Annotated in this window: 17 protein-coding genes; 4 read left to right on the top strand and 13 right to left on the bottom strand. The window is 72.0% G+C overall.

Going from position 1 to position 24,214, the window contains the following annotated elements; genetic code table 11:
• Nucleotides 1–240 precede the first annotated feature (240 nt).
• The 3 genes from FLX08_RS22910 to FLX08_RS22900 all read left to right on the top strand — a co-directional run bounded on the left by FLX08_RS22910 (nucleotide 241) and on the right by FLX08_RS22900 (nucleotide 2,969).
• Nucleotides 241–1,128, top strand: coding sequence for a UbiA family prenyltransferase (locus FLX08_RS22910; RefSeq protein WP_167530539.1), 888 nt, complete (start codon nucleotides 241–243; stop codon nucleotides 1,126–1,128).
• A gap of 99 nt (nucleotides 1,129–1,227) precedes the next feature.
• Entirely contained in the window at nucleotides 1,228–2,259 is a 1,032-nt protein-coding gene (locus tag FLX08_RS22905) for a sensor histidine kinase (protein WP_142621139.1), read from the top strand.
• Nucleotides 2,260–2,273: 14 nt separating this feature from the next.
• The gene (locus tag FLX08_RS22900; protein ID WP_244312818.1) at nucleotides 2,274–2,969 is read left to right on the top strand and encodes a response regulator transcription factor; all 696 of its coding nucleotides are present in this window, start codon (nucleotides 2,274–2,276) and stop codon (nucleotides 2,967–2,969) included.
• A 55-nt stretch (nucleotides 2,970–3,024) separates the two neighbouring features.
• Here FLX08_RS22900 and FLX08_RS22895 read toward each other — a convergent pair whose 3' ends face one another.
• The 12 genes from FLX08_RS22895 to FLX08_RS22835 form a co-directional block, all read right to left on the bottom strand.
• The gene (locus tag FLX08_RS22895; RefSeq protein ID WP_142621135.1) at nucleotides 3,025–3,987 is read right to left on the bottom strand and encodes an aldo/keto reductase; all 963 of its coding nucleotides are present in this window, start codon (nucleotides 3,985–3,987) and stop codon (nucleotides 3,025–3,027) included.
• A 183-nt stretch (nucleotides 3,988–4,170) separates the two neighbouring features.
• Entirely contained in the window at nucleotides 4,171–4,968 is a 798-nt protein-coding gene (locus FLX08_RS41445) for a cupin domain-containing protein (protein ID WP_208761605.1), read from the bottom strand.
• Nucleotides 4,969–4,981: 13 nt separating this feature from the next.
• Complete coding sequence (locus FLX08_RS22885) at nucleotides 4,982–6,304, bottom strand: MFS transporter (RefSeq protein ID WP_208761604.1); 1,323 nt, start codon at nucleotides 6,302–6,304, stop codon at nucleotides 4,982–4,984.
• The gene (locus FLX08_RS22880; RefSeq protein WP_142621133.1) at nucleotides 6,301–7,536 is read right to left on the bottom strand and encodes an ATP-grasp domain-containing protein; all 1,236 of its coding nucleotides are present in this window, start codon (nucleotides 7,534–7,536) and stop codon (nucleotides 6,301–6,303) included. Before FLX08_RS22880 ends, FLX08_RS22885 begins: the two co-directional genes overlap by 4 nt.
• A gap of 301 nt (nucleotides 7,537–7,837) precedes the next feature.
• Nucleotides 7,838–9,331 carry an MFS transporter gene (locus FLX08_RS22875; protein ID WP_142621131.1) on the bottom strand — a complete coding sequence of 498 codons (1,494 nt, stop codon included), beginning with the start codon at nucleotides 9,329–9,331 and terminating at the stop codon, nucleotides 7,838–7,840.
• Nucleotides 9,332–9,364: 33 nt separating this feature from the next.
• Nucleotides 9,365–10,843: an FAD-dependent oxidoreductase gene (locus tag FLX08_RS22870; RefSeq protein WP_142621129.1), complete on the bottom strand. Its 1,479-nt coding sequence runs from the start codon at nucleotides 10,841–10,843 to the stop codon at nucleotides 9,365–9,367.
• The gene (locus FLX08_RS22865) at nucleotides 10,840–13,044 is read right to left on the bottom strand and encodes a molybdopterin oxidoreductase family protein (protein WP_142621127.1); all 2,205 of its coding nucleotides are present in this window, start codon (nucleotides 13,042–13,044) and stop codon (nucleotides 10,840–10,842) included. The genes FLX08_RS22870 and FLX08_RS22865 overlap by 4 nt, the downstream gene beginning before the upstream one ends.
• A gap of 33 nt (nucleotides 13,045–13,077) precedes the next feature.
• Nucleotides 13,078–14,160, bottom strand: a complete 1,083-nt coding sequence (gene aroF / locus FLX08_RS22860; protein WP_142621125.1) for a 3-deoxy-7-phosphoheptulonate synthase — start codon at nucleotides 14,158–14,160, stop codon at nucleotides 13,078–13,080.
• Between the two features lie 226 nt (nucleotides 14,161–14,386).
• Nucleotides 14,387–16,078, bottom strand: a complete 1,692-nt coding sequence (locus tag FLX08_RS22855) for a class I adenylate-forming enzyme family protein (protein WP_167530538.1) — start codon at nucleotides 16,076–16,078, stop codon at nucleotides 14,387–14,389.
• Nucleotides 16,079–16,083: 5 nt separating this feature from the next.
• Nucleotides 16,084–17,295, bottom strand: a complete 1,212-nt coding sequence (locus tag FLX08_RS22850; RefSeq protein ID WP_208761603.1) for a prephenate dehydrogenase/arogenate dehydrogenase family protein — start codon at nucleotides 17,293–17,295, stop codon at nucleotides 16,084–16,086.
• 2 nt (nucleotides 17,296–17,297) lie between these two features.
• Complete coding sequence (pabB, locus tag FLX08_RS22840) at nucleotides 17,298–19,373, bottom strand: aminodeoxychorismate synthase component I (protein WP_142621120.1); 2,076 nt, start codon at nucleotides 19,371–19,373, stop codon at nucleotides 17,298–17,300.
• 55 nt (nucleotides 19,374–19,428) lie between these two features.
• Nucleotides 19,429–19,737 carry a chorismate mutase family protein gene (locus tag FLX08_RS22835; RefSeq protein ID WP_142621117.1) on the bottom strand — a complete coding sequence of 103 codons (309 nt, stop codon included), beginning with the start codon at nucleotides 19,735–19,737 and terminating at the stop codon, nucleotides 19,429–19,431.
• Nucleotides 19,738–20,048: 311 nt separating this feature from the next.
• Between FLX08_RS22835 and FLX08_RS22830 the strand changes: the two genes are divergently transcribed.
• Nucleotides 20,049–21,368 carry an ATP-grasp domain-containing protein gene (locus tag FLX08_RS22830; RefSeq protein ID WP_142621115.1) on the top strand — a complete coding sequence of 440 codons (1,320 nt, stop codon included), beginning with the start codon at nucleotides 20,049–20,051 and terminating at the stop codon, nucleotides 21,366–21,368.
• A 75-nt stretch (nucleotides 21,369–21,443) separates the two neighbouring features.
• Here the strand turns inward: FLX08_RS22830 and FLX08_RS22825 are convergent, their stop codons facing one another.
• A complete protein-coding gene (locus FLX08_RS22825; protein WP_142621113.1) occupies nucleotides 21,444–24,080 on the bottom strand; it encodes a discoidin domain-containing protein in 2,637 nt (878 codons plus the stop codon).
• Nucleotides 24,081–24,214 lie beyond the last annotated feature (134 nt).

Below are 24,214 nucleotides of genomic sequence, written 5' to 3'. Positions count from 1 at the left end.
TTCGCTGACCGGTACGTTGCCGAAGCTACAAGCGCCCTGGTCAAGGGGCAAGAGAGAAGCAACTAGAGTGCGCCCCGTATCACCCGTACGATCGGTAGGGGTATCGAAAGTTGTAGTCCCGGTACAACCTCCCGGGCGGCCCCCTTAACGCCCCCCTGAATCGGACACATACTCCGGTTCATGTCGATCAGCAGAGCGGCGTTCCCGGCCATTTCCATTTCGCCTTTCCGAATCCTCGGAATGTGCCTGACCGAGGCGCGCCCGTCCGTTCTGGCCATCTTCTTCCTGCGGTTCGCCGCCGGCGCGGCCCTGGACGCCGGGCTCGCCCCCGCCGACCCGTTCCGCCTCGTGGCGGGGGCCCTGGTGTGGCAGTGCGCGATCTTCTTCGTCTACCTGTTCAACGGCGTGATGGACGTGCGGGAGGACCGCGTCAACGGCTCGCACCGCCCGATCGCCCGCGGCGACCTCGACCCCGCCCAGGCCCGGGTCATCGCCTGGGCCGCCGCCGCGGCCGCCCTGCTCGGCGCGCTGCTGCTCGGCGGCCCGATGATCTGGCTGGTCACGGCGGTGCTCGTGCTCGGCTACCTCTACTCGGCGCCGCCCTTCCAGTTGAAGAAGTGGTCCAGCGCCACCGTGGTGATCGGCGGGGTGTCCGGCCTGCTGTCCTACTGCGCGGGCTACACCTCGTGCGGGACCGGCCCTTCCGGGCGGGAGGCGATGGCGCTGCCCGCGTTCGCCGTCGCGGCCTCGCTGTGGATGGGTCTGGTCGGCTCGCCGGCGAAGGACCTGCCCGACATCGCGGGCGACCGCTCCGCCGGGCGCACGACGTTCGCGGTGAGCCGCGGAGAATGGCCGGTCAGGCTGCTGCTGTCGGCGGTCGCCGCGTCCGTCGCGCTCGCTTTCTGCGGCGTCGCGGTGCTAATGCGAGTGCCGCTCGGGATGGCGCCGATCGCGATGCTCACCGGCGCCTCGCTGCTCGTCGTGGTGACCCTTACCCCGCTTTCCCAGGGGTCCCGGGTGCGCCGCCGACTGCCCTACCGGGCGTTCATGACAACGCAATACGCTGTGCATTTGGCCGTCCTTCTCCCACTGGTGTCACAATTCTTATTGTCTGGGCGTGCGGCTTAGTCCAGGATGGAGGCACTCGTCCGCTTCCTCTCGGAGGGTCCATTGGCGGGAGACGGAGAACTCGGACCGGCGGTCCCGGACTTCGAGGCATTCCTTGAAGTGCATCGCTCCGAGATTCTGGAAGCGTACGCACGGAACCTCGCGGCCCTGGACAGCCCGATCAGCCGCGACCCGATCGCGCTGCGGCAGGCGATGGCGAACGCGGAGCAGATCCTCGACGACGTGGCGGAGACGCTGCGGGCCGGCACCATCAAGGTGGGCGACTCCCACAAGATGATCGCGTGGGAGGTGGGGGCGACCAGGGCGGCGAGCGGGGTCCACCCGGACGAGTCGCTCCGCGCGGCGTCGGTGTGGTTCCAGGCGGTCGTGACCTGCCTGATGGAGCGCATGCCCGGCGACGGCGAGTCGATGCGGCTGCTCACGCTGGTCGTCCTCGGACTGGAACGCAGCATCACGACACGGATCAGGGAGGCCTCGGCCAGCTACTCCAGCTTCCTGCTCGACAAGGTCCACGAGGCCCAGGTCGAGGAGCGCCGCCGGATCGCGAGGGAACTGCACGACCGGCTCGGGCACGGCCTCAGCGTCGCCCACCGGCAACTGGAGCTGTACGATCTGCACCGGGCGACCAAGCCCGCGACGGCGACCGCCAAAGTGGAGATCGCCCAGCAGGCCATCCTGGAGACCATGCAGAACCTGCGTGCGGTCACCAGCGAACTGCACCCGCAGGAGCCGCTCAACAGCCTGGAGAAGGCCCTGCTGTACTACCTCGAAACCGTGGACATGGACGAGGTCGACATCCGGCTGCGGGTCAGCGGGGACGAGACATGGGCCTCCCCCACGGTGCGTGACGAGTCCTTCCTCATCCTGCGTGAGGCGACGAGGAACGCGCTCAACCACGGCAACCCCACCAAGGTGCTCATCCGGGTCGCCTTCGCCCCCCACGAACTGCGGGCGTCGGTGGAGGACGACGGCCTGGGCTTCGCCGAAGGAGGCCGCAGGTCGGACGGAGTGGGCCTCATGTCGATGCAGGAACGGGCCGCGATCATCGGAGGGACGACCACCATCACCAGCAGGCCGGGCCACGGCACGCACGTCGAACTGTACGTGCCCTTCTCGGGGCTTAGCGCATGAGCGAATCGGACAAAATGATTAGTATCGCCATCATCGACGACCACGCGCTCTTCAGGGAGGGCCTACGCGAGATCCTGGAGACCCAGGAGGACTTCGAGGTCGTCGGCGAAGCGGGCGACTCCGAGGGAGCGGTGGCCCTGGTCGAGCGGGAGCACCCCGACGTGGTCCTCCTCGACGTCGAGATCCCCGGCGACGACGCCACGCAGACCGTGACCCGCATGCGCGCGATCTCGCCCGAGTCGCAGATCATCATCCTCAGCATGTACGACGGGCCGCAGCTGCTGAGCCGGCTGCTCGCGGCGGGCATCCGCGGCTACCTGCTCAAGAGCGTGCACCGCCAGGAGCTGATCTCGGCCGTCAGGAGCGTCAGGGACGAGCCCGACCGGCTCGTGCTCGCCGTCTCGCGCGACTCCTTCGCCCAGGTGCAGGGGGGCGGGTCGCAGGTGGTGCTGACCGACAGGGAGCGGGAGATCCTCGAACTCGCCGCCCAGGCGCTGAGCAACTACCAGATCGCCACCCGGCTCACGCTCACCGAGGCGACGATCAAGCGGCACCTGCACAACATCTTCACCAAGCTCGGCGCGGTCTCCCGGATCGACGCGGTCAACAAGGCGCTGGCCGCCTCGCTCATCTCGCCGCGCCGCGACCAGCCCGCGCCCCGCCCCCGCCCGAACACCCCCGGCCTGCGGGGACAGCGCTCGTTCCCCTGACTGCTCGTTCCCCTGAGCCGCGGCCCCCGCCGCGGCTGACCTGTACGGGGTGTGCTCACTCCTCCCGCAGCGGGTACGTCCCGGCGAGGCGGGCCTTGACCGGCTCGGGCAGCAGGATGCCGGCCGCGGTGAGGTTCATCTCCAGGTGGACCAGGTCGCGCGTGCTCGGCACCGGCACGATGTCGTCGCCGCGCGCCAGCAGCCAGGCGATGGCCAGCCGCCCGATGCCGATGTCCATGTCGGCCGCCACCCCCTGGGCGTCGCGCAGCCGCAGCAGCTCCGTCTCCAGGTTCTCCGGCGAGAAACGCGGGTCCAGGCGGCGTACGTCCCCCGGGCCGAGCTGCACCGGCGAGGTGATCCGGCCGGTCAGGAACCCCCGGCCGAGCGGCCGGCCGGCGACGACGCCCATCCCCAGCTCGCGCGCCACCGGCAGCACCTCCAGCTCCGCCCTGCGCTGCCAGAGGGAGTACTCCACCGCGACGGCGGCGACGGGCCGCGCCGCGTGCGCGCGCCGCAACCGGTTTCCGTCGAGGCCGCGAACGCCGATGTGCGCGATCTTCCCGTCGTCCTGGAGCCGGCCGGCCACGCCCATCGTCTCCTCGATCGGCGCACTGGTGGCGCCGGGGTCCACCACGAACAGGTCGATCTGCTCCATCCCCAGGCGGGCCAGGGTCGCGTCGCAGGCGCGGCCGAGGTCCTCAGGGCGGGACACGCGGTCTCGCTCCTCCCATCGGCCGGCACCGGCCCATCCGACCGCGCGGTCCCATCCGGCGCCACGGGGCGCGGCCGCGATCAGGGCCTCGTCGCGCCGGTGGGCGACGGCCTTGCCCACCAGGCGCTCGGCCTCGCCGTCGGCGTCGATCAGGTCGATCAGCGACACGCCGCCGTCGAGCGCGCGCATGACGACCCGCATCGCCTCATCGTGGTCGACCGGGCCGTACGCGCCGGTCAGCGCCGTGCAGCCGAGCCCGAGGCTCGTGGAGACGAGGCCCTGCCCGCCGAGGTTCACGCGCCGCATGACGCCGCCCGCGAGCCGGGTCGCCGTGACCGTTCGAAGGGTTTCGATATCGCTTGGTCATTCACCTGGACACCGCTGAAAGTAATGGAGATTCGAGAAACTCGATGATGCACCCGATACCACTCAGATTGCGCAAGGCGGATTTTCCACCCCTAGTTTTCCCTATCGCTGCGACCGTTCGCGCTACAAATCCGGCACATTATCGCCCAGATATGACGGCAATTCGGCCACGGAGCCGCCGAACACGACGAAGCGGCTGGCGAGGTGACCCGTGTGGGGGTTGCGGGCGCCGTGCCGGACGCCCGGCGGCGCGAAGACGCCGTCGCCCGGCCCCAGCTCCACCCACCGATCGTGCAGGTAGAACTGCCCCTCACCCTCGAAGACGAAGTACACGGTCTCGCTCTCCTCGTGCTGCCGGACCCCGAGCGTCTCGCCCGGCAGCATGATCCCGCAACGCAGGCAGAGCCCCGCGCGACCGGCTGCCGGCCGGAACAGGACGCTCGCCACGGGCGGGGTCAGCCAGGTCTCGCCGTTCCACAGCGAGCGGAACCGGGCCTGGCCCGGGCCCGGCCTGCCCAGGCGGGCCGTGCCGTCCGAGGACGGCACGGCGCTCCAGACGTAGACGGTCATCTCCCGGTCGCCGGCCGACAGGGAGTAGGGGCTGCCCACGGGCGAGTACAGCGCCGAGGCGGCGCGCATCCTGGTGATCTCGTAGCCCACGGTGCCGACGCCCGCGCCGGCCAGCACGACCGCGACCTGCTCGGCCGCCGCCGCGCCGGGCGGCGACCATTGGCGGCCCGCGGGGATGCGGACCGCCTCGACCGTGGAGTGCCACGCGCCGATGTGCGGGCCGGCCACCGGGCTCACCCAGCAGTCGCCGTGCCGCCGATACTCCAGCTCCGCGCCCCGCAGCACCACGCCGGTCTCCCGCCGGGTCTCCTGCCGGGTCTCCTGCACGGCCTCTTGCACGGTCACATTCATGGCGTCTCCCTGGTCACGCCCGCGCGAGTTGTTCGGCACGGGCGGCGGAGGGGGTGAGGATCGCGTGGTACTGCCAGATGATCACCAGGCCGAAGACGCCGTACAGCGCGGCCATGCCCCACGGGGGAAGCACCGAGCCGACCGTGATGCACAGCGACGCGACCACCAGGGCCACCCGGATGTTGAGGTTGTAGACCGCCATGTAGCGGGTGCGGGACGCGGCCGGCACCATGTCGGCGAGCAGCGCCTGCCGCACCGGCACGTCCATCAGCTCGCCCACGGTGAGCACCAGCGCGGCCACGAGCAGCACCCACCCGGTGTCGCTGACGGCCAGCACCATGTATCCGGCGGTGAACAGCCCCGCCCCGGCGTACATCCGGACCCGGTCGGGCACCCGGCGCAGCACGACGTGGGCGACGAGCGCGAGCGCCACGACCAGCACGGTGTTCTCCGCGCGGAGGATGCCGAGCATCTCCACGCCGTCCACGCGGATCGACCACGAGCCGATCGACAGCAGGTTCTGCGCCGGCAGGTCGCTGGCCAGCCGTACGCCGATGTAGTTGATCAGTTGCAGCTCGATGGACATGAACAGCGTGGCGGCGATCAGCAGCCGGCCGAAGGCGCGATCCTGGAGCACCAGCCGGTAGCCGTTGGCGAAGTCCCGCAGGATCGACCCGCGCGGCTCGCTCTCCCCCGGCTCGGTCGGCTCGTTGTCCTCCGGCTCGTTGTCCTCCGGCTCGGTGTCCTCCGGCTTGGTCTCCGCGATGAAGAAGTACGTGGCCGCGGCGATCGCGACCGTGCCCGTGGCGGCCAGGGCCAGCAGCAGCGTGAAGTGCCCGTTGTAGAGGAAGCCGCCGAGCAGCGCGCCGACGGCCAGCGCGAGGTTGATCGACCAGTAGTTGATCGTGTAGACGAGCTTGCGGCTCTCGGGGGTCGTGACGTCGAGGATCATCGCGTCGTTCGCCGGCATCGCGAAGCTCGCGGCGAACTTGTTGACGAGGTAGCCGCAGTAGACGATCGCCGGGCTGTGCCAGGAGGGCGAGTCGGCGACGGCCATGAGCGCGAACGTCAGGCAGACGCCGGTCTCGCCGAGCAGCAGCGTGCGCCGCCGCCCGCGGGAGTCGGACATGTGCCCGCCCGCCAGCGTGCCCACGACGCCGAGCACCATGACGGTCACGACCAGCACGCCCGCGACCGCCACGCCGTACTCGAAGGCGAGATAGATGGCCATGAACGACATGACCATCGAGTCGAGCAGGCGCTGCAGGAAGCCGACCGCGATGCGGATGCGCAGGTTGGGATGAAGCACTGCCGGGTGGAGTGCGGCCAGATTCACGACGTCACGCCCGCTCCGGCCGCGACGGCCCCGACCGGCTCGCCCGCCTCGGCCCGGACGAGCGAGTGGACGTGCCGCGCCCGCGCGACGGCCTGCTCCTCGGTCTCCCCGGTCACGACGACGAAGCCGTGCCGGGTGCGCCAGTCCACCGTCTCCGGGATCCGGTCACCCGGCCGGAACGGGAACTCCAGCATGTCGACGTAGTCGAGCGCCCTGGCCTCCTCCACCCCGGAGACGGCGCGGACCTCGCCGGGGGTCAGGCTGAAGTAGGAGATGTGGGCGACCGCACGGCGCTCCACCGTGCCCGGCGCCCTTCCGTCGAGGATCCGGAACACGGCCCGCTCGATGTCGAGCCCGGTGGCGAGCTGCACCAGGCGCGGGATCTGGTCGCCGCCGAGCCGCGCCTGCGACTCGACGATCCGGGGACCGGCCGCGGTCCAGATGATCTCGGTGTGGGCCGGGCCGGTCTGGTAGCCGGTCAGCCGCAGCATCTCGATCGTCAGCTCGGCCATCGCCTCGGTGTCCGGCCCGGCCGGCGCGGGGTGCACGTGCCCGGCCTCCACGAACAGCGGCGGCGGGCCGAGCACCTTGCGGGTGACGCCCACCACCTGGTGGCGGCCGTGGTCGCTGAGCGACTCCACGCTGTATTCGGGACCGCGCAGATACTCCTCCACCAGCACCGGCCCGGCGTAGCCGTACGAGTCGAGCAGCGCGCCCCATTCGGCGACCTGGCCGGGCTCGCGCAGCAGGTAGACGCCCCGGCTGCCGGCCAGCTCCGTCGGCTTGACCACCATGGGCAGCTCGAAGCCGTCGAGCAGGGCGGGCACGTCCTGCCAGCGCGCCGCGTGGGCGAAGCGCACCGGCGACAGGTCGTGCTCGGCGAGCAGCCGCCGGAGCCGCAGCTTGTCGTTGAGCAGCTCGATCGAGCGCGCGGGGTTGACCGCCTTGCCGAGTTCCTCCGCGATGCGGTAGGTCGCGAGCATGCTCTCCTCGGCGCCGATGTGGTAGACGAAATCGGGGTCGAAGTCGCGCACCGCCTGCCGTACGGTCCGGTCGAACGCGACGGGGTCGGAGAAGTCCGTCAGCACGAAGGCGTCGGCCAGGTCGGCGATGCCGGCCAGATAGTCCGGCGTCTGCAGGGTGGGATCCCAGACCGCGCAGATCCGGTGCCCCTCCTCACGGGCCTTGATGACGAACGCCCGGTAGGGCATGACCATGACGAGGTCGCTCACCGGGTCCCTCCCTTCTTTCTCCTGGACGCGGGTGTTCAGCGGATAGGTCAGTAGGGCAGCCGGCGGCCCGACGGGGTGCGCAGGTCGGGCGCGTTCGACTGGGGCTTCCTGGCCGGCTTGCCGACTTGAATGCGACGTGCCATCGAAATCCCTCCCGGGTGAACCGTTTCGCGGGCCCTCTGACCAGCACGCTGGCACGCGCGTATGGCCGCCACAACGGCCGCGCACCCTAATGACCAGGCCGGATGACGTAAGAGGCAGACGGCCTACAACTTTGGTTACGCCGGGGTGCTACGAAAATTCACACCCGGGCGTAGGCGAAGCTCGGCGCGCGGCTCGGCCCGCGCCGCAGGTAGGTCCACCACGTGAGCCCGGCGAGCAGCACGTAGGAACCGACGAAGATCCACAGGGCGGGCAGCGACCAGCCCGCGTGCTCCTGGGCGACGCGGGCCGCCGCGGCGCCGGTCACGCCTTTCATCGCGCTCGCCGCCTCGGTGCTCGCCAGGCGGAACACCTGCTGGATCAGGAACCCGCCGAACGCGCCGATCGCCCCGGCGATGCCGATCACGGCCGCCGCCTTGCGCTTGTAGTCCGGCGCGGTCAGCGCCGGGTCGAGACCGCGCATGGCCGCCTCCCTGCGCCCCAGCTCGCCGAAGATCACCGGGATCATCCGGTACGTCGAGCCGTTGCCCACCCCGGAGCAGGCGAAGACGACCAGGTAGGAGCAGAAGAACAGGCCGAAGTCGTGACGGATCACCCCGCCCGCCGCCGCGACCGTCGCCGCCACCATCCCGGCGAAGACGGCCAGCGTGACCCGGGCCCCGCCGCACCGGTCGGACAGCCGGCCCCCGAGCGGACGGGCGACGGAGCCGACCAGCGCCCCGACGAAGCCCAGCCCGGCGAGGTAGTCGCGGATGAACGGATGCTGGGCCAGGAACTCCGGGAACGTCGTCCTGATCACCAGCGGCAGCGCGAAGGAGAACCCGATGAACGAGCCGAACGTGCCGATGTAGAGCAGCGACACGACCCAGGTCTGCCCGTGCCGCAGCGCCGAGGCGTACGACCGGGGGTCGGCCTTGGCCTCGGCCAGGCTGTCCATGAACAGCCAGGCGCCGAGCGCGGCGATCACGATGAACGGCATCCAGATGAGCCCGGCGTACGCGAGGTGGACCTGTGTGCCCGACGCCGCCACGGGCACGCCGGCGACGACCACCAGCGGCACCAGGAGCTGGACGACGGCGACGCCGAGGTTGCCGCCGGCCGCGTTGAGGCCGAGCGCGAAGCCCTTGCGCCGCTCCGGATAGAAGAACGAGATGTTCGCCATCGAGGAGGAGAAGTTGCCGCCGCCGACGCCCGCCACGGCGGCGCAGGCGAGCAGGATCCAGAACGTCGTGTCGTGGTCCTGCGCGGCCAGCCACCCGCTCGGCACGACGAACGCCAGCAGCGATGACGGCACCAGCAGCAGCGCCGCCGACATCACCGTCCACAACCGGCCGCCGAAGCGCGGCACCGCGAACGTGTACGGGATCCGGATCGCCGCGCCGACCAGGTTGGGCGCGGAGACGAGCCAGAACGACTCCGACACGCTCATCGGCAGCCCGGCGGCGGGCAGGCTCAGCACCACCACCGACCACAGCACCCAGATCGCGAAACCCAGGTGCTCGGTGAAGACCGAGAAGATCAGGTTGCGCCGTGCCACCCTGCGGCCGGTGGTCTCCCAGAACTCCTCGTCCTCCGGGTTCCAGTGTTCGATCCAGCCGCGGCCGCGCCGGGCGGCCGCCGTGGTCTCGCTCATGCGGGTCTCCTCGTCAGCGTCGTCGCCGGGATCTCATCGGGCATGCGCCACCCCCGCGGCTTCCTCCTTGTCGGCCCGGGCCAGCCAGCGGGCGATGCCGCACACGGTGTCGGTGCAGGTGCCGCAGCCGGTGGTCGCCCGGGTGGCCGAGGCGAGGGCGGTCAGGTCGCGGGCTCCGGACCGCCACGCGGCGACCAGCGTGTTCTTGCTGACCGCGTTGCAGCGGCACACCACGCTCGTCTCCGGCAGCGCCGCCGCGTCGCCGCCGCCGGGCGCCCCGCCCTCGCCGTACGGCATGGCCCGGCCGAGCAGCAGCGCGAGCCGGTCGGGCGGCACGGGCAGGCCGCGGTCGTAGAACTGGGTGATCGTGGCGGCGGCGTCGGGCACGCCGAGCGCGATGGCTCCCGCGACCCGCTCGTCGCGGACGACGAGCTTCGCGTAGCGGCCCCGGGCCGGCTCGCTGAGCCACAGCACCTCGGCGCGCGGGTCGTCCGGCCCGGCGTGCACGTCGCCGAGCGCGGCCAGGTCCACCCCGTTCGCCTTGAGCCGGGTCACCACCTTCGTGCCGCGGTAGGGCGAGCGGGTGCCGGTGAGCAGCGCGGCCAGCGCGGCGGCCTGCTCCCAGGCGGGCTGCACCAGGCCGGTGACCGTGCCGGGATGCCGGGCGCAGTCGCCGATGGCGTGGATCAGCGGGTCGTTCGTGCGCAGGTCGTCGTCCACCAGCACGCCGCCGTCGACGGCGAGCCCGGCGGCCGACGCCTGCGCCGTCTGCGGACGCACCCCCGCCGCCACGACGACGAGGTCGGCCTCGACCAGCCGGCCGTCGTCCAGCTTCAGCCCGTCGCCGGGCAGGTAGCGGGCCGCGCGCGAGTTCACCAGCACCCGCACGCCGAGGCCGCGCAGGACCTGGGCGAGCACCTCGCCCGCGCCGTCGTCGAGCTGGCGCTCCATCAGGTGGCGGCGCGGATGGACGACGGTGACCGCGTTGCCGCGCTCCGCCAGGCCCCGCGCCGCCTCCAGGCCGAGCAGGCCGCCGCCGAGCACGGCCACCCGCACGCCGCCGCGCGTTCCGGCCGTGATCGCGGCGCAGTCGTCCAGCGTGCGGAACGTCGCCACGCCGGGGGCGAGCCCGCCGTCGTCGCCGGTCAGCCCTTCCACGGGCGGCACCCACGCACGCGCGCCGGTCGCCAGCACGAGCACGTCGTAGCCGACCCGCGTGCCGTCGTCCAGCGTGACGCCGCGCCCGGCGCGGTCGAGCGAGACGACCTCGCGGCCCCGGTGCACCTCGACGCCGTGCGCGGCGGCCCAGCCCTCCTCCTGCAGCCGCACCGACGCGGCGGACATCGCGCCCGCCAGCACGTTCGACAGCAGGACCCGGTTGTACGGCAGGTGCGGCTCGTCGCCGATCGCGACGATCGCGACGCGCTCTCCCGCCGGATCACGGCGGCGGATCTCCTCCGCCAGCCGGGCGCCGGCCATGCCGTAGCCGGCGATCACCACCCTGGTAGTCACCGCGCCTCCCGTTCGCCCGCCGGCGTCAGCCGTACGGCGCAGACCTTGAATTCGGGCATCCGGCTGACGGGATCGAGCGCCGGATTCGTCACGAGGTTGGCGCGCTGGGCGCCCGGGAAGTGGAACGGCAGGAAGACCACGTCGGGCCGCATTGTCGGCACGCAGCGCACCGGGACGACGACTTGCCCGCGCCTGCCGACGACCGCCGCCGCCGCGCCGTCGCTCAGCCCGGCCCGCCGCGCGGTGTCCGGGTGCACCTCGGCGTACGCCTCGGGCACGGCCGTGCGCAGTTCCTCCACGCGCCGGGTCTGCGCGCCCGACTGGTAGTGCTGGAGCACCCGGCCGGTGATCGCGTACAGCGGGAACTCCTCGTCCGGCGGCTCGGCCGGCCCCTTGTGGTCCACCGCTGCGAACCTGGCCCGCCCGTCGGGGTGGGCGAACCGGTCCAGGAACAGCCGCGGCGTCCCCGGATGCTCCGGCTTGTCGTGCTCCGGCTTCCCGTGCTCCGGCTTCCCGTGCTCCGGCTTCCCGTGCTCCGGCTTATCGTGCTCGGGCTGCCGGGGGACGGGCCAGTGAAGCCGCTCTCCGGCGCGCAGCCGGTCCCAGGTCACGCCCGAATAGTCGGCGGGTCCGCCCTCCGACGCCGCCCGCAGCTCGGTGAAGACCGTCTCGGGGTCGGCGGGGAAGCGCTCGGGCGGCTGCCCGAGCCGTACGGCCAGGTCGTGCAGGACCTCCAGGTCGGTGCGCACCCCGGGCGGCGGGGCCAGCGCGCGGCGGCGCAGCAGCACGCGTCCTTCGAGGTTGGTCAGCGTGCCGTCCTCCTCGGCCCATTGGGTGATGGGCAGGACCACGTCGGCCGTCCGGGCCGTCTCCGACAGCACGATGTCGGAGACCACGAGCAGGTCGAGCGCGGCCAGCCGGTCGGCCACCCGGGCCGAGTGCGGCGCCGACACGACCGGGTTGCTGCCGAACACCAGCAGCGCGGACGGGCCGTCGTCGGTGCCGAGCGCGTCGAGGAGCTCGAACGCCGAGCGCCCCGGGCCGGGCAGCGCGGACGGCTCGATCCCCCACACCCGCGCCACGTGCGCACGGGCCGCCGGGTCGTCGATCTTCCGGTAGCCGGGAAGCTGGTCGGCCTTCTGCCCGTGCTCGCGCCCGCCCTGGCCGTTGCCCTGGCCGGTCAGGCAGCCCCAGCCCGAGCCGCGGCGGCCGGGCAGGCCCAGCGCGAGCGCCAGGTTGATCCAGGCCCCGGCCGTGTCCACGCCCGTGGCGTGCTGTTCCACCCCCCGGGCGGTCAGCACGTAGGCGCTCGCGGCCTCGGACAGGATCGCGGCGGCCCTGCGCTGGTCGGCGGCGGCGACGCCGGTCACCCGCTCGGCCCGCTCGGGCCACCAGGCGGCGGCCACCCGCCAGGTCTCCTCGAAGCCCGTCGTCCGGCCGGCGACGTACGCGTGGTCGAGGCGGCCGCCGGCCACGACGGCGTGCAGGATGCCGAGGGCCAGCGCGAGGTCGGTGCCCGGGGCCGGCGCGAGGTGCAGTGCCGCACGCTCGGCCGTCGGGGTGCGCCGGGGATCGACCACGATCAGCCCCCCGGCGTCCGTGGCGCGGCGCAGGCGGGACAGGAACGGCGGCATCGTCTCGGCCGGGTTGGCCCCGGCGAGCAGCACGGCGTCCGCGCCCTCCAGGTCGGCCAGGGGGAACGGCAGCCCCCGGTCGAGGCCGAAGGCGCGGTGCGCCGCGGCCGCCGCCGACGACATGCAGAACCTGCCGTTGTAGTCGACCTGCGAGGTGCCGAGCGCCACCCGGGCGAACTTGCCGAGCAGATACGCCTTCTCGTTGGTGAGTCCGCCGCCGCCGAAGACCGCGACGGCGTCGGGCCCGCGCTCCGCGAAGATCTTCTTGATCCTGCTCGCGACGAGGCCGAGCGCCTCGTCCCAGCTCGCCGGGCGCAGGGTCCCGCCGTCCCGGACGAGCGGCGTGGTGAGCCGGGCCGGCGAGCCGAGCAGGGCCGCGGAGGTCCAGCCCTTCTGGCAGAGTCCGCCCGCGGACGGGTCGCGGGGCCGCACCCGCACCGAGGCGCGGCCCGCCGGGCTGAGGGTCATCCCGCACTGCAACGCACAATAGGGGCAGTGTGTGTCGACTGCGGTGCCACCGGCGCCGACACCGGCGTCCGCCGGGGGCGTGCTCGTCGCCGCGCGCATCGCTCCACCTCCTCGACCGGCACTCGTACGCGGCTAGACGACGTCGGAGGTGAGGGCGTCGTGGATCTCGGAGTAGTCGGCGGCCGGGGCCGGGGCCAGCCGGCGGCCGACGCCGAGCGCGAGCATCTCCAGGCGGCTCATCAGCCGGGCGAAGTCCTCGGGGAGCAGCGCCTGCTTGCCGTCGCACAGCGCCTGGTCGGGCTGGACGTGCACGTCGATCAGCAGGGCGTCCGCGCCCGCCGCGACGGCGGCCAGCGTGAGCGGCTCGATGAGCTCGGGGATGCCGAGGGAGTGGCTGGGGTCGACCATCACCGGCAGGTGGGTGCGCCGCTTGAGCAGCGCCACCGCCGACAGGTCGAGCGTGAAGCGGGTGGCCCCCTCGAACGTCCTGATCCCCCGCTCGCACAGCACGACCTGGTTGTTGCCCTCCGCCAGGAGATACTCGGCGGCGGTGAGCAGCTCGTCGACCGTGCAGCCGAAGCCGCGCTTGAGCACGGCCGGCATGCCGCTGCGGCCCACCTCGGTCAGCAGCTCGAAGTTCTGCATGTTGCGGGTGCCGATCTGGAAGCCGTCGACCACCTCGGCCATCCGATCGACGTGCCGGGGGTCGACCACCTCGGTGAGGATCGGCAGGCCGGTCTCCTCCCTGGCCCGCACCAGCAGGTCGAGGCCCGCCCACTTGAGGCCCTGGAAGGAGTAGGGCGTGGTGCGCGGCTTGAACGCGCCGCCGCGCAGGCCGACCGCGCCGTGCCGGGCGACGGCCCCGGCCGTGGACATCATCTGCCCGGGGTTCTCGACGGCGCAGGGTCCGGCGAAGACGGCGATGTCCCCGTCCCCGATCACCGCGGAGCCGATGGTCACGGCCGTGCCCGAGGGGAACAGCTCACGCCGGCCGAGCCGGAAGCCGCCGCTCGCCCGCGCCGTCTGCCGGGGCCCGGGCAGGTCGGCCGGGAGGGGCAGCAGGGCGCCGGGCCCCTGGGCGACCATCACGTGCGCCCCGCCCAGCCGGTACGTCGTGGCCGTGGTGCCGGTGGAGTCGAAGTGCTGGGCCCATCCGGCGATGCCGGACGGATCGATCGTCGAGTCGAACACCAGCAACAGCTCGGCGTCGGTCATGGGAGTCCTCCACATCCATGTGGTCGGGTCTTCGTGGTATCGGATCTGTGCGGGTGTCGGGTCTGTGCGGGTGTCGGGTCTGTGCGGGGGATCGCGACGGGGTGGTGTCCGCCCTGTGCGCCGCCGGGCCGGTCCTGGGGGGGATGTCCGGCCCGGCGGCGCGGATCGGGTGCGGATCGCCGTTGATCCGCGTGGGGACGGCGGGAATCGGGGGCGGCGGGCGGGATCAGACGAAGACGTCGTTGAGGATCGTGCCGAGCGTCTTGCCGCCGTTCTCACGGATATAGGTGGACAGCGAGCTGTACTTCTCCCGCAGCCGGCGCTTGAGGACCTTGCCGGTGACGCCGACCGGGAAGTCCTCCTCGTTCCGCGCGACCTCCAGCATGGTCAGCTCGGGGTGACCGGCGGCCTTCAGCTTCTCGTTCGCCTCGTTGAGCAGCCTCTGCGCGTCCGGCCTCTCGGCGCTGGACGTCACGACCGCCACCGGGACCGTGCGGCCGCGGTGGATGCCCGCCACCACGGCGCAGTCGAGGACCTCGGGCAGCTCGTTGAGCAGCAGCTCCTCCATGAAGACCGAGTAGCCGGTGCCGGTCGGGGTCTCGATCGCGTCCACCGCCCGGTCGACCTGGAAGTAGTTGCCCGCCTCGTCGCGGTAGGCCATGTCGCCGGTCAGCCAGTAGCCCGACAGCTTGCTGCGGTAGGTCGTGTCGGAGTCGCTCCAGTATCCGGCGGTGATCGCCGGGCCCTTCGCGCCGAGCAGCCCGACCTCGTTGACCTCGGCGATCGTGCCGTCCCTGCGCAGCACGGCGACCTCGGCGACGCCGACCGGCTTGCCCACGCAGCGGTCGTTGCGCTCGTCGGCGAGCGTACGGACCTTCAGCAGCACGCCCCAGCCCAGCTCGGTGGTGCCGAGACGGTCGAAGAACGCGGCCGGCGGCAGCGAGGAGTCGCGCTTGGCCAGGATGCCCTTGATGTGCTTCTCGTGGACCGCGTCGCCGATGGAGATCCAGACGTTGACCGAGTCGATCGCCCCGGCCGGCAGGTCCGCGGCGGCCAGCTCGGCGTACGCGTGGCCGAAGGCCATGACGGTCGTCGGGCGGTACTTCTCGACGGCCTTGGCCAGCTCGGGACCGCTCGTGTCGAACCAGGGCACGATCGGCGTGCCGCCGAGCACGGCGTACGTCGTGTAGGCGATGCAGCCGAGGTGCGACTGCGGCAGCGCGGTCATCATCACGGCGCCCGGCTGCTCGTGGTGGTCCACGAGACGGAACCGGGGACCGGCCACGCACGAGCGGTGGGTCTGGATGACCGGCTTGGGCCGCCCGGTGGTGCCGGACGAGTGCAGGATCGAGACCGGGTCCTCGCCGACGTGGCGGAAGCGGGCCTCCTGCGGCAGCTTCGCCGCCGGGGGCGCGGGCAGCTCCTCGGCCACCTGCGTCCACCGCAGGCCGGGCAGCAGGTGGAACTCCTCGCCGAGGATCTCCAGGTGGGCGAGGTCGGTGTACATGCCGACCGGGTTGGTCTGGCGGCACAGCTCGGTGGCGATGTAGCGCGAGGCCTTGCTGTTGACCAGCACCGCGACCGCGCCGATCTGGGCCAGCGCGTAGAAGTGCAGGGAGTAGGCGAAGGAGTCCTCCAGGTAGATGGCCACGCGGTCGCGGGGCCGCACGCCCTGGCGCAGATACCACACCGACCAGCTCTGGGCCAGCTCGTCCAGCTCCAGCAGGCTCCACTCGGTCTGCTGCTCGCCCTTGGTGTTGGTCAGCGGCCTGCCCAGGTGGATGAACGGCAGCTCCGGGTGGGGGTTGGCCTCGATGGCCTTCGTCAGCAGGTTGCCGCCGCCGAGGTCGGGGTCCGCGGCGAACCTGGCGCGCTGCTCCGTCGTGAGGACGGTCTCGTGGGAGATGGAGATGGTCATCGATCTCACCTTTCGGTAGTGGCGGGAGATGAGGTGCTCGTGGTGGGGCCGGGCTGGTGGGGGGATCGGGGCTCGTAGGAGGATCGGGGCTCGTAGGAGGGCAGCGCGCCGAACATCACGGCGCAGGTGTCGCGGTAGAAGCCGAGATCGGGGCCGAGGAGGTCGCGCAGCCCGCCCAGGGCCGCCGCGAACTCTGCCTCCCCGTTCGCCTCCCCGTCCGCCCGGCCGTCGAGGAGGCCGGCGAGCGTGCGCACGCCGTCGGCCAGCGCCGCGCGGGCGGCGGCGGCCTGCGGGTTGGCCGACTGGACGTCCCAGTAGACCTCCGGGGTGCCCGAGGCGATCCGGGCCAGCAGCGCGAGCATCGTGGCGTGGGGCGGCGGGGCGACGGCGGCCAGTTCGGCGACGCCGACGCCGAGGCCGGCCAGCGCCAGCCCGAACGACAGCACCGCCGCGTGGGTGAGCGCCTGCGTCGCCGCGGCCAGCCGGTCGTGCTCGTGCGCGCCGAGCCGTACGGTACGGCCGCCCCAGCTCTCGACCAGCCGCAGCAGCGCCTGGGTGCGGGGACCGTCGTGGACCACGACCGCGGCGACCGGCCGCCCCGCGAAGCCGAGCGACGGGGCGAACATCGGGTTGAGGCCGGCCGCCTCGACGTCCCCGGCGTGGGCCAGGATCTCGTCGGCGATCGGGCCCTTGACCGAGAGCGTGTCGGCGAGCAGCGCGCCCGGCCGCATCGCCGCGGCCACCTGCTTCACCGCCGTCAGCGCCACCTGCTCGGGCACCGCGAGCAGGACCAGGTCGGCCCGCCCGAGCTCTTCGGCGAGCTCGGGCCCGATGTCCGTGATGTCGCCCCGCAGGACCCTCGCCTCACCGGCCGGAGGAGCCCCGGCGGGGCTCCCGGCCGTGGATTCCTGCGAGGCGACGTTCACGGCCGGCACGGACCGGGTGGGGGTGGTCCCTGCCTCGGTGCCGGTGCCGGTGCCGGTGCCGGTGGCGGTGGCGGTGGCTGGGCCGGGCGCGGGGTCGACGACGAGCACCTCGGCGCCGGACCGCAGCAGGTGCCCGGCGAACAGGCCGCCCACGGCGCCCGCGCCGCCGACGACGACGCAGCGCCGCAGCAGGCCCGTGTCCCCGTGGTCCCCACGGTCCGCGTGGTCCGCGTGGTCCGCGTGGTCCGCCGTCGGGCGGTCCCCGGCCGTCGTGTGGTCCCCGCGGGTCATCGTCAGGCCCCCACGGTCTGGGCCGCGGTGTCCAGCACCGCGGTGATCATGGCGCGCGACTTGACGACCGTCTCCTCGAACTCCTCCTCGGGGTCCGACAGGGCCACGATCGCGCCGCCGACCCCGAAGCTGACCCGGTCGCGGGTGGCGACGAGGGTGCGGATGATGATGCTGAGGTCGGTGGCCCCGCCGAGGGAGAACCAGCCCAGCGCGCCGGAGTAGGCGCCGCGCGGGCCCTCCTCCAGACGGTCGATGATCTCCATCGTGCGGATCTTCGGGGCGCCGGTCATCGACCCGCCGGGGAAGGCGGCCCGCACGCAGGTCACCACCGACTCCTCCGGCCGCAGCGTGCCGCGGATCGTGGAGACGAGCTGGTGCACCGGCGCGTACGTCTCGACGTGGAAGAGCCGGGGCACGTGCACCGACCCGACCTCGCAGACCGTGTTCAGGTCGTTGCGGATCAAGTCGACGATCATAAGGTTCTCGGCGCGGTCCTTCTCCCGGCTGAGCAGGTCGTGGCGGAGCGCCTCGTCCTCCTCGGGCGTCGCGCCGCGCGGCCGGGTGCCCTTGATCGGCTTGGACTCGGCGACCCGGTCGGGGCCGATCGTCATGAACCGCTCGGGCGAGGCGCTGAGCACCGCGACGTCGGGGAAGTCGAGCAGCGCGCCGTACGGCACCGGGCTGATCTTCCGCAGGTGGCTGTAGGTCCGCAGCGGGTCGATCTCGGCGCGAACGGTGACCGCGTTGGTCAGGCAGATCTCGTAGGACTCGCCGTGGTAGATCTCCTCCAGGCACTCGCCGATCCGGCTCAGGTAGCCCTGCTTGTCGTGCCGCATCTCCACCGCGCCGGCGATCGCCGGGTCGGTCATGCCGACCCCCGCGAACGCGACCGGCTCGGCCGGCTCGTGCCTCGGCAGGGAGAACAGCCGCGCCGCGGTCTCGTCCAGCCAGGCCAGCGCGCCGCCGTCGGTGTCCCCCTCCTCGCTCGTCGTCAGCGCGAGCAGGTAGCAGACGTTCTCCACGGCGTCGAGCACGAGCATCCGGTCGGCGAACAGCAGCGCCGCGTCGGGCTCCTCGGCCTGGTGCGCGGCCTGGCCGCCCGCCTCGGCCTTGAGCTCGTAGCCCAGGTAGCCGACGTAGCCGAGGTTGAAGTCGAACGGCAGGCCCTCGGGCGCCGGCACGGAACGCTCGCGCAGCTGCTCGTCCAGGTAGTCGAAGAACGGCTGCTCGATGCGCTGCCGCGACCCGTCGGCCCGGCTGACGGTGACCGTTCGCTCCGACACCCGATAGGTGACGTACTCGGCGAGCGGCCCGGAGCCGTCGCCCATGAACGAGAACCGCGACAGCCCGTCGATCACCGAGCTGCTGTCGAGCCAGAAGCCGTGCTCCTTGCCCGCGAACAGCTCCCGGTAGGCGGTCTCCGCGTCCGGCAGCAGCGGCAGCCTGCGCACGTGCACCCGGTAGGGCGAGCGGGCGGCGGCGGCGCGATCCTCCCTCGCCCGGCGGTGGGCCAGCGCGAGGTCGCGGAAGTTGGCCAGCAGCTCGCGGCCGTGCTCGCTGCTGATCGACTCGGGGTGGAACTGGACACCCCAGATGGGCTCGGTGCGGTGCCGCACCCCCATGACCACGCCGTCGTCGGTCCAGGCCACGGCCTCCAGCTCGTCCGGCAGGTCGGTGGCGGCCAGCGAGTGGTAGCGCACGACCGAGAACGGCGAGGGCAGGCCGGCGAAGATGTCGGCTCCGGTGTGGCGCACCTGCGAGACGCGGCCGTGCATCGGCTGCGGCGCGTGGGTGACGGTGCCGCCGAACAGGTGGCAGATGCCCTGGTGGCCCAGGCAGACGCCGAGCACGGGCAGCCCGCTCTCGCGGATGGCCCGCGCGCTCACGCCGAAGTCGCGGGCCCGCTCGGGCCGGCCGGGACCCGGGGAGATCACGACGCTGTCGAACTCGTGGATCGGCACCTGGGACCAGTCGGCGTCGTTGCGCACCACGACCGGCGGCTGTCCGTTCACCTCACCCAGCAGCTGGTAGAGGTTGTAGGTGAACGAGTCGTAATTGTCGATCAGGATCGTTCTCATGCCGGGGTTCCTCCAAGCCGTGTCGAAATAGCCGGGTGAGTCGCCGGCGCCGCGCTCACCGAGCGGCGACATCGCCGATCACCAGGTCCTCGACCCTGCAGGTCTCCGCGATGACGAGGTCGTAGAGCCGGCGCAGGAAGTCGGGGTCGATTCCGTGGTCCTGCGCGTATCGGGCGGCCCGCCGCTGCACGATGCCGATGCGGTGGGGCTGCATCATCGGGACGTTGTGCTCGCGCTTGAAATGCGCGATTTCCACACAGCACTCGATACGCCTGCGCAGTGTGTCGAGCAGCGACTCGTCGATACGGTCGAGCGAGGCCCGCAGCGTCTCCAGACCGTCTTCTCCGGCGCCGTTGCCAGCCATTGAACAGCCCTCCAATCGGGGGTTCACGGATGTTCCGGCCCTGTCGGGACGAATTCAGGATTCGGTCGGGCGCACATTTCTCACAACCCCTAACGGCCCCACAGCGCGGCCGGACAATCCAGGACGACCTCGGACTTCTCGGAACCCCGAGGCAGGGCAGGCAGCGGGTGGCCGGCGACCCCGGTCCACCCCTATCGGGAAACCGGTCATCCCGAATGATCGGGAAATTTCGTTGACCGTCCGAAAATGGCGGAACTAATCTCCGTTCGCGAAGTGCCTGTGAGCACGTGCGAGAAACGGCGGTGGCGAAAGTGAAACCTCGAGCATTCGTACTTACCGGATCATTCCTGGTGATCTGCCGGGCCCCTCTTTATCTGCGCGAACTGTCCCGCCGGGGGCTCAAGATCCTCGTGGTCACGCCGGCCTCCTGGCGGGAGCAGGCCCTGGCCCAGATGCGCGACCCGGCGCACCCGGCCTCGGTCATCGAGGAGATCGCCTTCACCGACGGCGACGTCAACACCGACAACTCGTTCACCGCCGGCGTGATCTCCGGCGTACGGGCGTGGCGGGACCGCTACGACATCACCGGCGTCTACGCGGTCGGCGAGACCCTGGTCGAGCCGACCGGCCTGGTCGCCGACGCTCTCGGGCTGCCCTCCCCCGGCCTGCGGGCCACCCGCGCCTGCCGCAGCAAGTATCTGCAGCGGTGGTATCTGCCGGAGTTCAGCCCGGCCTCTGTGGTCGTCCCCGCGGCCGGGCGCGCCGCGTTCACCGCCGACGGCGTGTCGTTCCCCGCCGTGGTCAAGCCCGCGAGCCGGCACTCCAGCTCGGGTGTGGAGACCGTGCACGACGCCGCCGAGCTGCGCGCCCAGCTCGACGCGTACCTGCCGCACGAGACGGTGCTGGTGGAGGAGAAGGTGACCGGCCAGGAATTCTCCGTGGAGAGCCTGGTGCAGGACGGCCGGGTCCTGTTCGCCTCGGTGACCCGCAAGGAGACGACCGAGTCGGGCGCCCGCACCTTCGTCGAGCTGTCCCACTCGGTGCCGAACGAGCTGGAGGGCGTGAACCGGATCATCCTCGACGCCAACCGGCGCATGCTCGAACGGCTGGCCTTCGCCGACGGCATCGCGCACGCCGAGTGGCGGGTGGACGGCGAGGGCCGTCCCTGTCTCATGGAGGTGGCCGCGCGCACTCCCGGCGACGGCCTGTCGATCCTCTACTCGCTCGCGACCGGCGCCCCGATGGAGCCGGAGATCATCCGCATCGCCCTCGGGGAGCCCGCGGCCTATCCCGCGCCGCGCCGGTACGCCCGCCAGGTCTACCTGGAGCACGAGCCCGGACGGCTCGGCGACGTCACGGTGGACTGGCCGGGCGTCTCACCGGCCTGGGTGGGCGAGGGCGGCCTGTGGCCCGAGGTCGAGCCGAGCGCCCCTGACGACCCGCCCACGCTGCGCGCCGTGCTCGTGCTCAAGGACCGCGGCGCCGAGCTCGGGCCGCTGCACAGCTCCGACGACCGCGCGGTGACGTTCCTCATCGACGCGGCCACCCCGGCCGAGCTGGACGAGCTGGAGATGCGCGTGCGGGACGCCGTACGGATCCACCTGCTGGAGACCGCCGGCGTGCGGATGTAGTTCCCTGTGGACGCGCGGAGCGCGGCGGGAGGCGATGCGCCTCCCGCCGCGCCCGGCTTTCCGGGGTCGTCTACATCAGGGGTAGCTGACCACGTAGACCGGGACGGTGGCCGTGCCCTGGGCCGCGCCGCCCGTGTCGTTGATGACGTGGGCGATCGTTCCGACGCCGCCCAGCGACACCGTGAGCAGGTCGTGGAACTTCACGCCCGTCTTGTTGGGGGCCTCGAAGCCGCGCTCGGCGACGATGGAGGGGTCGGTGCTGAAGTTGCAGTAGCTGCCCATGCCCCAGGCCTCGTGCGTGTTCACGTTGTCGGCCACCTTGTAGGCGGCGTAGCCCCGCGTCGAGCCGTTCATCCAGGACGCCTGGTTCGGCGGGTCGTAGGGCAGCTCGTTCTGGAAGAAGATCGTCCTGCCGCCCTCGCCGTTCCAGATCACCTCGTACTTCTTGTAGTGCTCGACGAACAGGCCGTACGCGATGACGTTGTCGCCGTTGACGATCACACCGGTGTCGGCCGGGTTGGTGTTCCAGCCCACGCCCGCGCCGTGGTCGGCCCGCCACGCCCAGATGTGGTCGATGATCGTGTTGTCGCTGTTCACCACCAGGCTCGTCGTGGCCGAGCCGGGTCCCGCGCCGCCGATCCGGAAGAACACGTCCTGCACCGAGATCGGGTTGGCGGCGTGGCTCCCCGAGGCGCCGTCGGGGCCGACCCGCAGCAGCACCGGCGAGTTGACCGTGCCGGCGTCGAAGAGCAGACCGGCGATCTTCACGCCGTCGACGTCCGCGACGTTCATCGCGACGACCCCGTTGTCCGGGATCAGCGTGGCGTAGCCGAGCCCGAGCACCACCGTGTTCGCCCTGGTCACGTTGAGCGTCTGGCTGAGGTGATAGATGCCGGGCGTGAACAGCAGGTTGAGGCCCTGGCTCAGCGCCTGGTTGAGCGTCGCGGCGCTGTCGGACGGCTTGGCGACGTAGAACTGCGTCAGCGGGATCGAGGTGCCGGGGGTCGGGCCGTTCGCCCAGCTCACGCCGCTGGAGTTCGTCCGCGGCGACGGGACGAACACGCGGTAGGCGCCGCCCGAGTCCACGTACAGGTACGGCTTCTCGCGGGTGACGGGGCTGGTCGCGAGCGTCGTGTAGGGCGGGTTGGGGAAGCTCTGCGCCGGAGCGCCGACGACGCCGGAGAACACCATGTTCCACACCGCGTTGGTCCAGCCGCCGATGGTGCTGTCGCGGGTGAACCACTGCTGCTGGGAGTACGGGCCGACCGTGCCGTCGATCTTGCTGTCGGCGATGTAGCCGCCGCTGGCCCAGCCGTACCCGTTGGGGGCGAGGTTCAGCCCGCCGCGCACGTGGATCCGCCGGAACGGCGCGGCCTGGGCCACGGCCCACCGGTCGGTGCCGTTGACCGGCACGACGGCCAGGTTCTCCGCCGACCGCCAGAAGTTCTGGGTGGCGTTGCCGTTGAACCATCCGGCGTCGACGGTGATGTCACCGTTGATCGTCACGTCGTCGGGCGACTGGCCAAGGCCGGAGATCGACGTGTAGAAGCCGATCTGGGCGTTGAGCCCGCTGTAGGTGCCCGGCTTGAACAGCAGCGCGTAGCGCTGGCTGCCGAACTGGTTCGACTCCTGCTGGTCGAAGATCGTGTCGAGCGTGTTCTGGATGCTCGCGCTCGACATCGACGGGTCGAAGATCTTCACGTTCGGCCCGAGGTCGCCGCCGCCCGGCAGACCCGGGCCGCCGTCGTCACCGCCGCCGGTCGTGTTGACGGCGAACTCCCAGAGCGAGTAGCCGTACGCCGTGGCCCTGGTCAGGCCGTACATCCGGACATAGCGGCCCGTCGCCGATACGTCGAGCGACTGCGTCCCTGCGACGCCGTTGACGGTCGCGGTCGCGTCCGACCACGTGGAGCCGTTGGCCGAGACCTGGATCTTGAACGTCTGGGCGCGAGCGGTCTCCCAGTTCAGGATCACCTTGCAGATCTGCTGTGAGCTGCCGAGATCCACCTGGATCCACTGCGGGTCGCTGAACGCGCTCGACCATCGAGTGCCGGCGTCACCGTCGAACGCCGCCGACGCCGGGGACGCGGCGTTCTCGGTGGAGGAGGCCGACGCGGTCTTGCCCTGCGCGACGTTGGCGGTGCCGCAGGTGGTCCCGCCGCCACCCGTCTCCGTGTTGACGGCGAACTCCCAGAGCGAGTAGCCGTACGCCGTGGCCCTGGTCAGGCCGTACATCCGGACATAGCGGCCCGTCGCCGATACGTCGAGCGACTGCGTCCCTGCGACGCCGTTGACGGTCGCGGTCGCGTCCGACCACGTGGAGCCGTTGGCCGAGACCTGGATCTTGAACGTCTGGGCGCGGGCGGTCTCCCAGCTGAGCACGACCCGGCAGATCTGCTGCGAGCTGCCGAGATCCACCTGGATCCACTGCGGGTCGCTGAACGCGCTCGACCATCGAGTGCCGGCGTCACCGTCGAACGCCGCCGACGCCGGGGACGCGGCGTTCTCGGTGGAGGAGGCCGACGCGGTCTTGCCCTGCGCGACGTTGGCGGTGCCGCAGGCCGCCGCCGCGGCGGTGTAGGTGGCGGGGACGACGCCGGTCACGGCCGCGAAGGTCGACAGCGCCACGAGCCCGGCCGCGACCAGGCCGGAGCGCCCGCGCCGCCTGCGCGGCCGTCCGTGGGCGGGGTGAGGCGGGGAGGATGGAGGCATGTACGTCTCCTCGGTGCGGAGCCCCTCGGGCGAGGGTGTGGGGGATGAGAGAGGTCCAGCGGCATGAGCGTGCGCCCCCTGATCGCTTATGTCAAGACTTAGTTCACGATCAGAATTATCCATTGACTCCGGCG

The sequence above is a fragment of the Microbispora hainanensis genome, from assembly GCF_006874475.1.
In the GTDB taxonomy this organism is placed as follows: Bacteria; Actinomycetota; Actinomycetes; order Streptosporangiales; family Streptosporangiaceae; genus Microbispora; species Microbispora hainanensis.
The sequence above is the reverse complement of the archived record's forward strand: the minus strand, read 5'-3'. Positions and strand labels throughout refer to the sequence as shown.

Coding starts and splice junctions, on each gene's coding strand:
- FLX08_RS22895 (WP_142621135.1), bottom strand. CDS start 3,987: ATGCGGCGCGTGAACCTCGGCGGGCAGGGCCTCGTCTCCACGAGCCTC.
- pabB (WP_142621120.1), bottom strand. CDS start 19,373: ATGAGAACGATCCTGATCGACAATTACGACTCGTTCACCTACAACCTC.
- FLX08_RS22825 (WP_142621113.1), bottom strand. CDS start 24,080: ATGCCTCCATCCTCCCCGCCTCACCCCGCCCACGGACGGCCGCGCAGG.
- FLX08_RS22910 (WP_167530539.1), top strand. CDS start 241: ATGTGCCTGACCGAGGCGCGCCCGTCCGTTCTGGCCATCTTCTTCCTG.
- FLX08_RS22875 (WP_142621131.1), bottom strand. CDS start 9,331: ATGAGCGAGACCACGGCGGCCGCCCGGCGCGGCCGCGGCTGGATCGAA.
- FLX08_RS22865 (WP_142621127.1), bottom strand. CDS start 13,044: ATGCGCGCGGCGACGAGCACGCCCCCGGCGGACGCCGGTGTCGGCGCC.
- FLX08_RS22855 (WP_167530538.1), bottom strand. CDS start 16,078: ATGACCATCTCCATCTCCCACGAGACCGTCCTCACGACGGAGCAGCGC.
- FLX08_RS41445 (WP_208761605.1), bottom strand. CDS start 4,968: ATGAATGTGACCGTGCAAGAGGCCGTGCAGGAGACCCGGCAGGAGACC.
- aroF (WP_142621125.1), bottom strand. CDS start 14,160: ATGACCGACGCCGAGCTGTTGCTGGTGTTCGACTCGACGATCGATCCG.
- FLX08_RS22850 (WP_208761603.1), bottom strand. CDS start 17,295: ATGACCCGCGGGGACCACACGACGGCCGGGGACCGCCCGACGGCGGAC.
- FLX08_RS22900 (WP_244312818.1), top strand. CDS start 2,274: ATGATTAGTATCGCCATCATCGACGACCACGCGCTCTTCAGGGAGGGC.
- FLX08_RS22835 (WP_142621117.1), bottom strand. CDS start 19,737: ATGGCTGGCAACGGCGCCGGAGAAGACGGTCTGGAGACGCTGCGGGCC.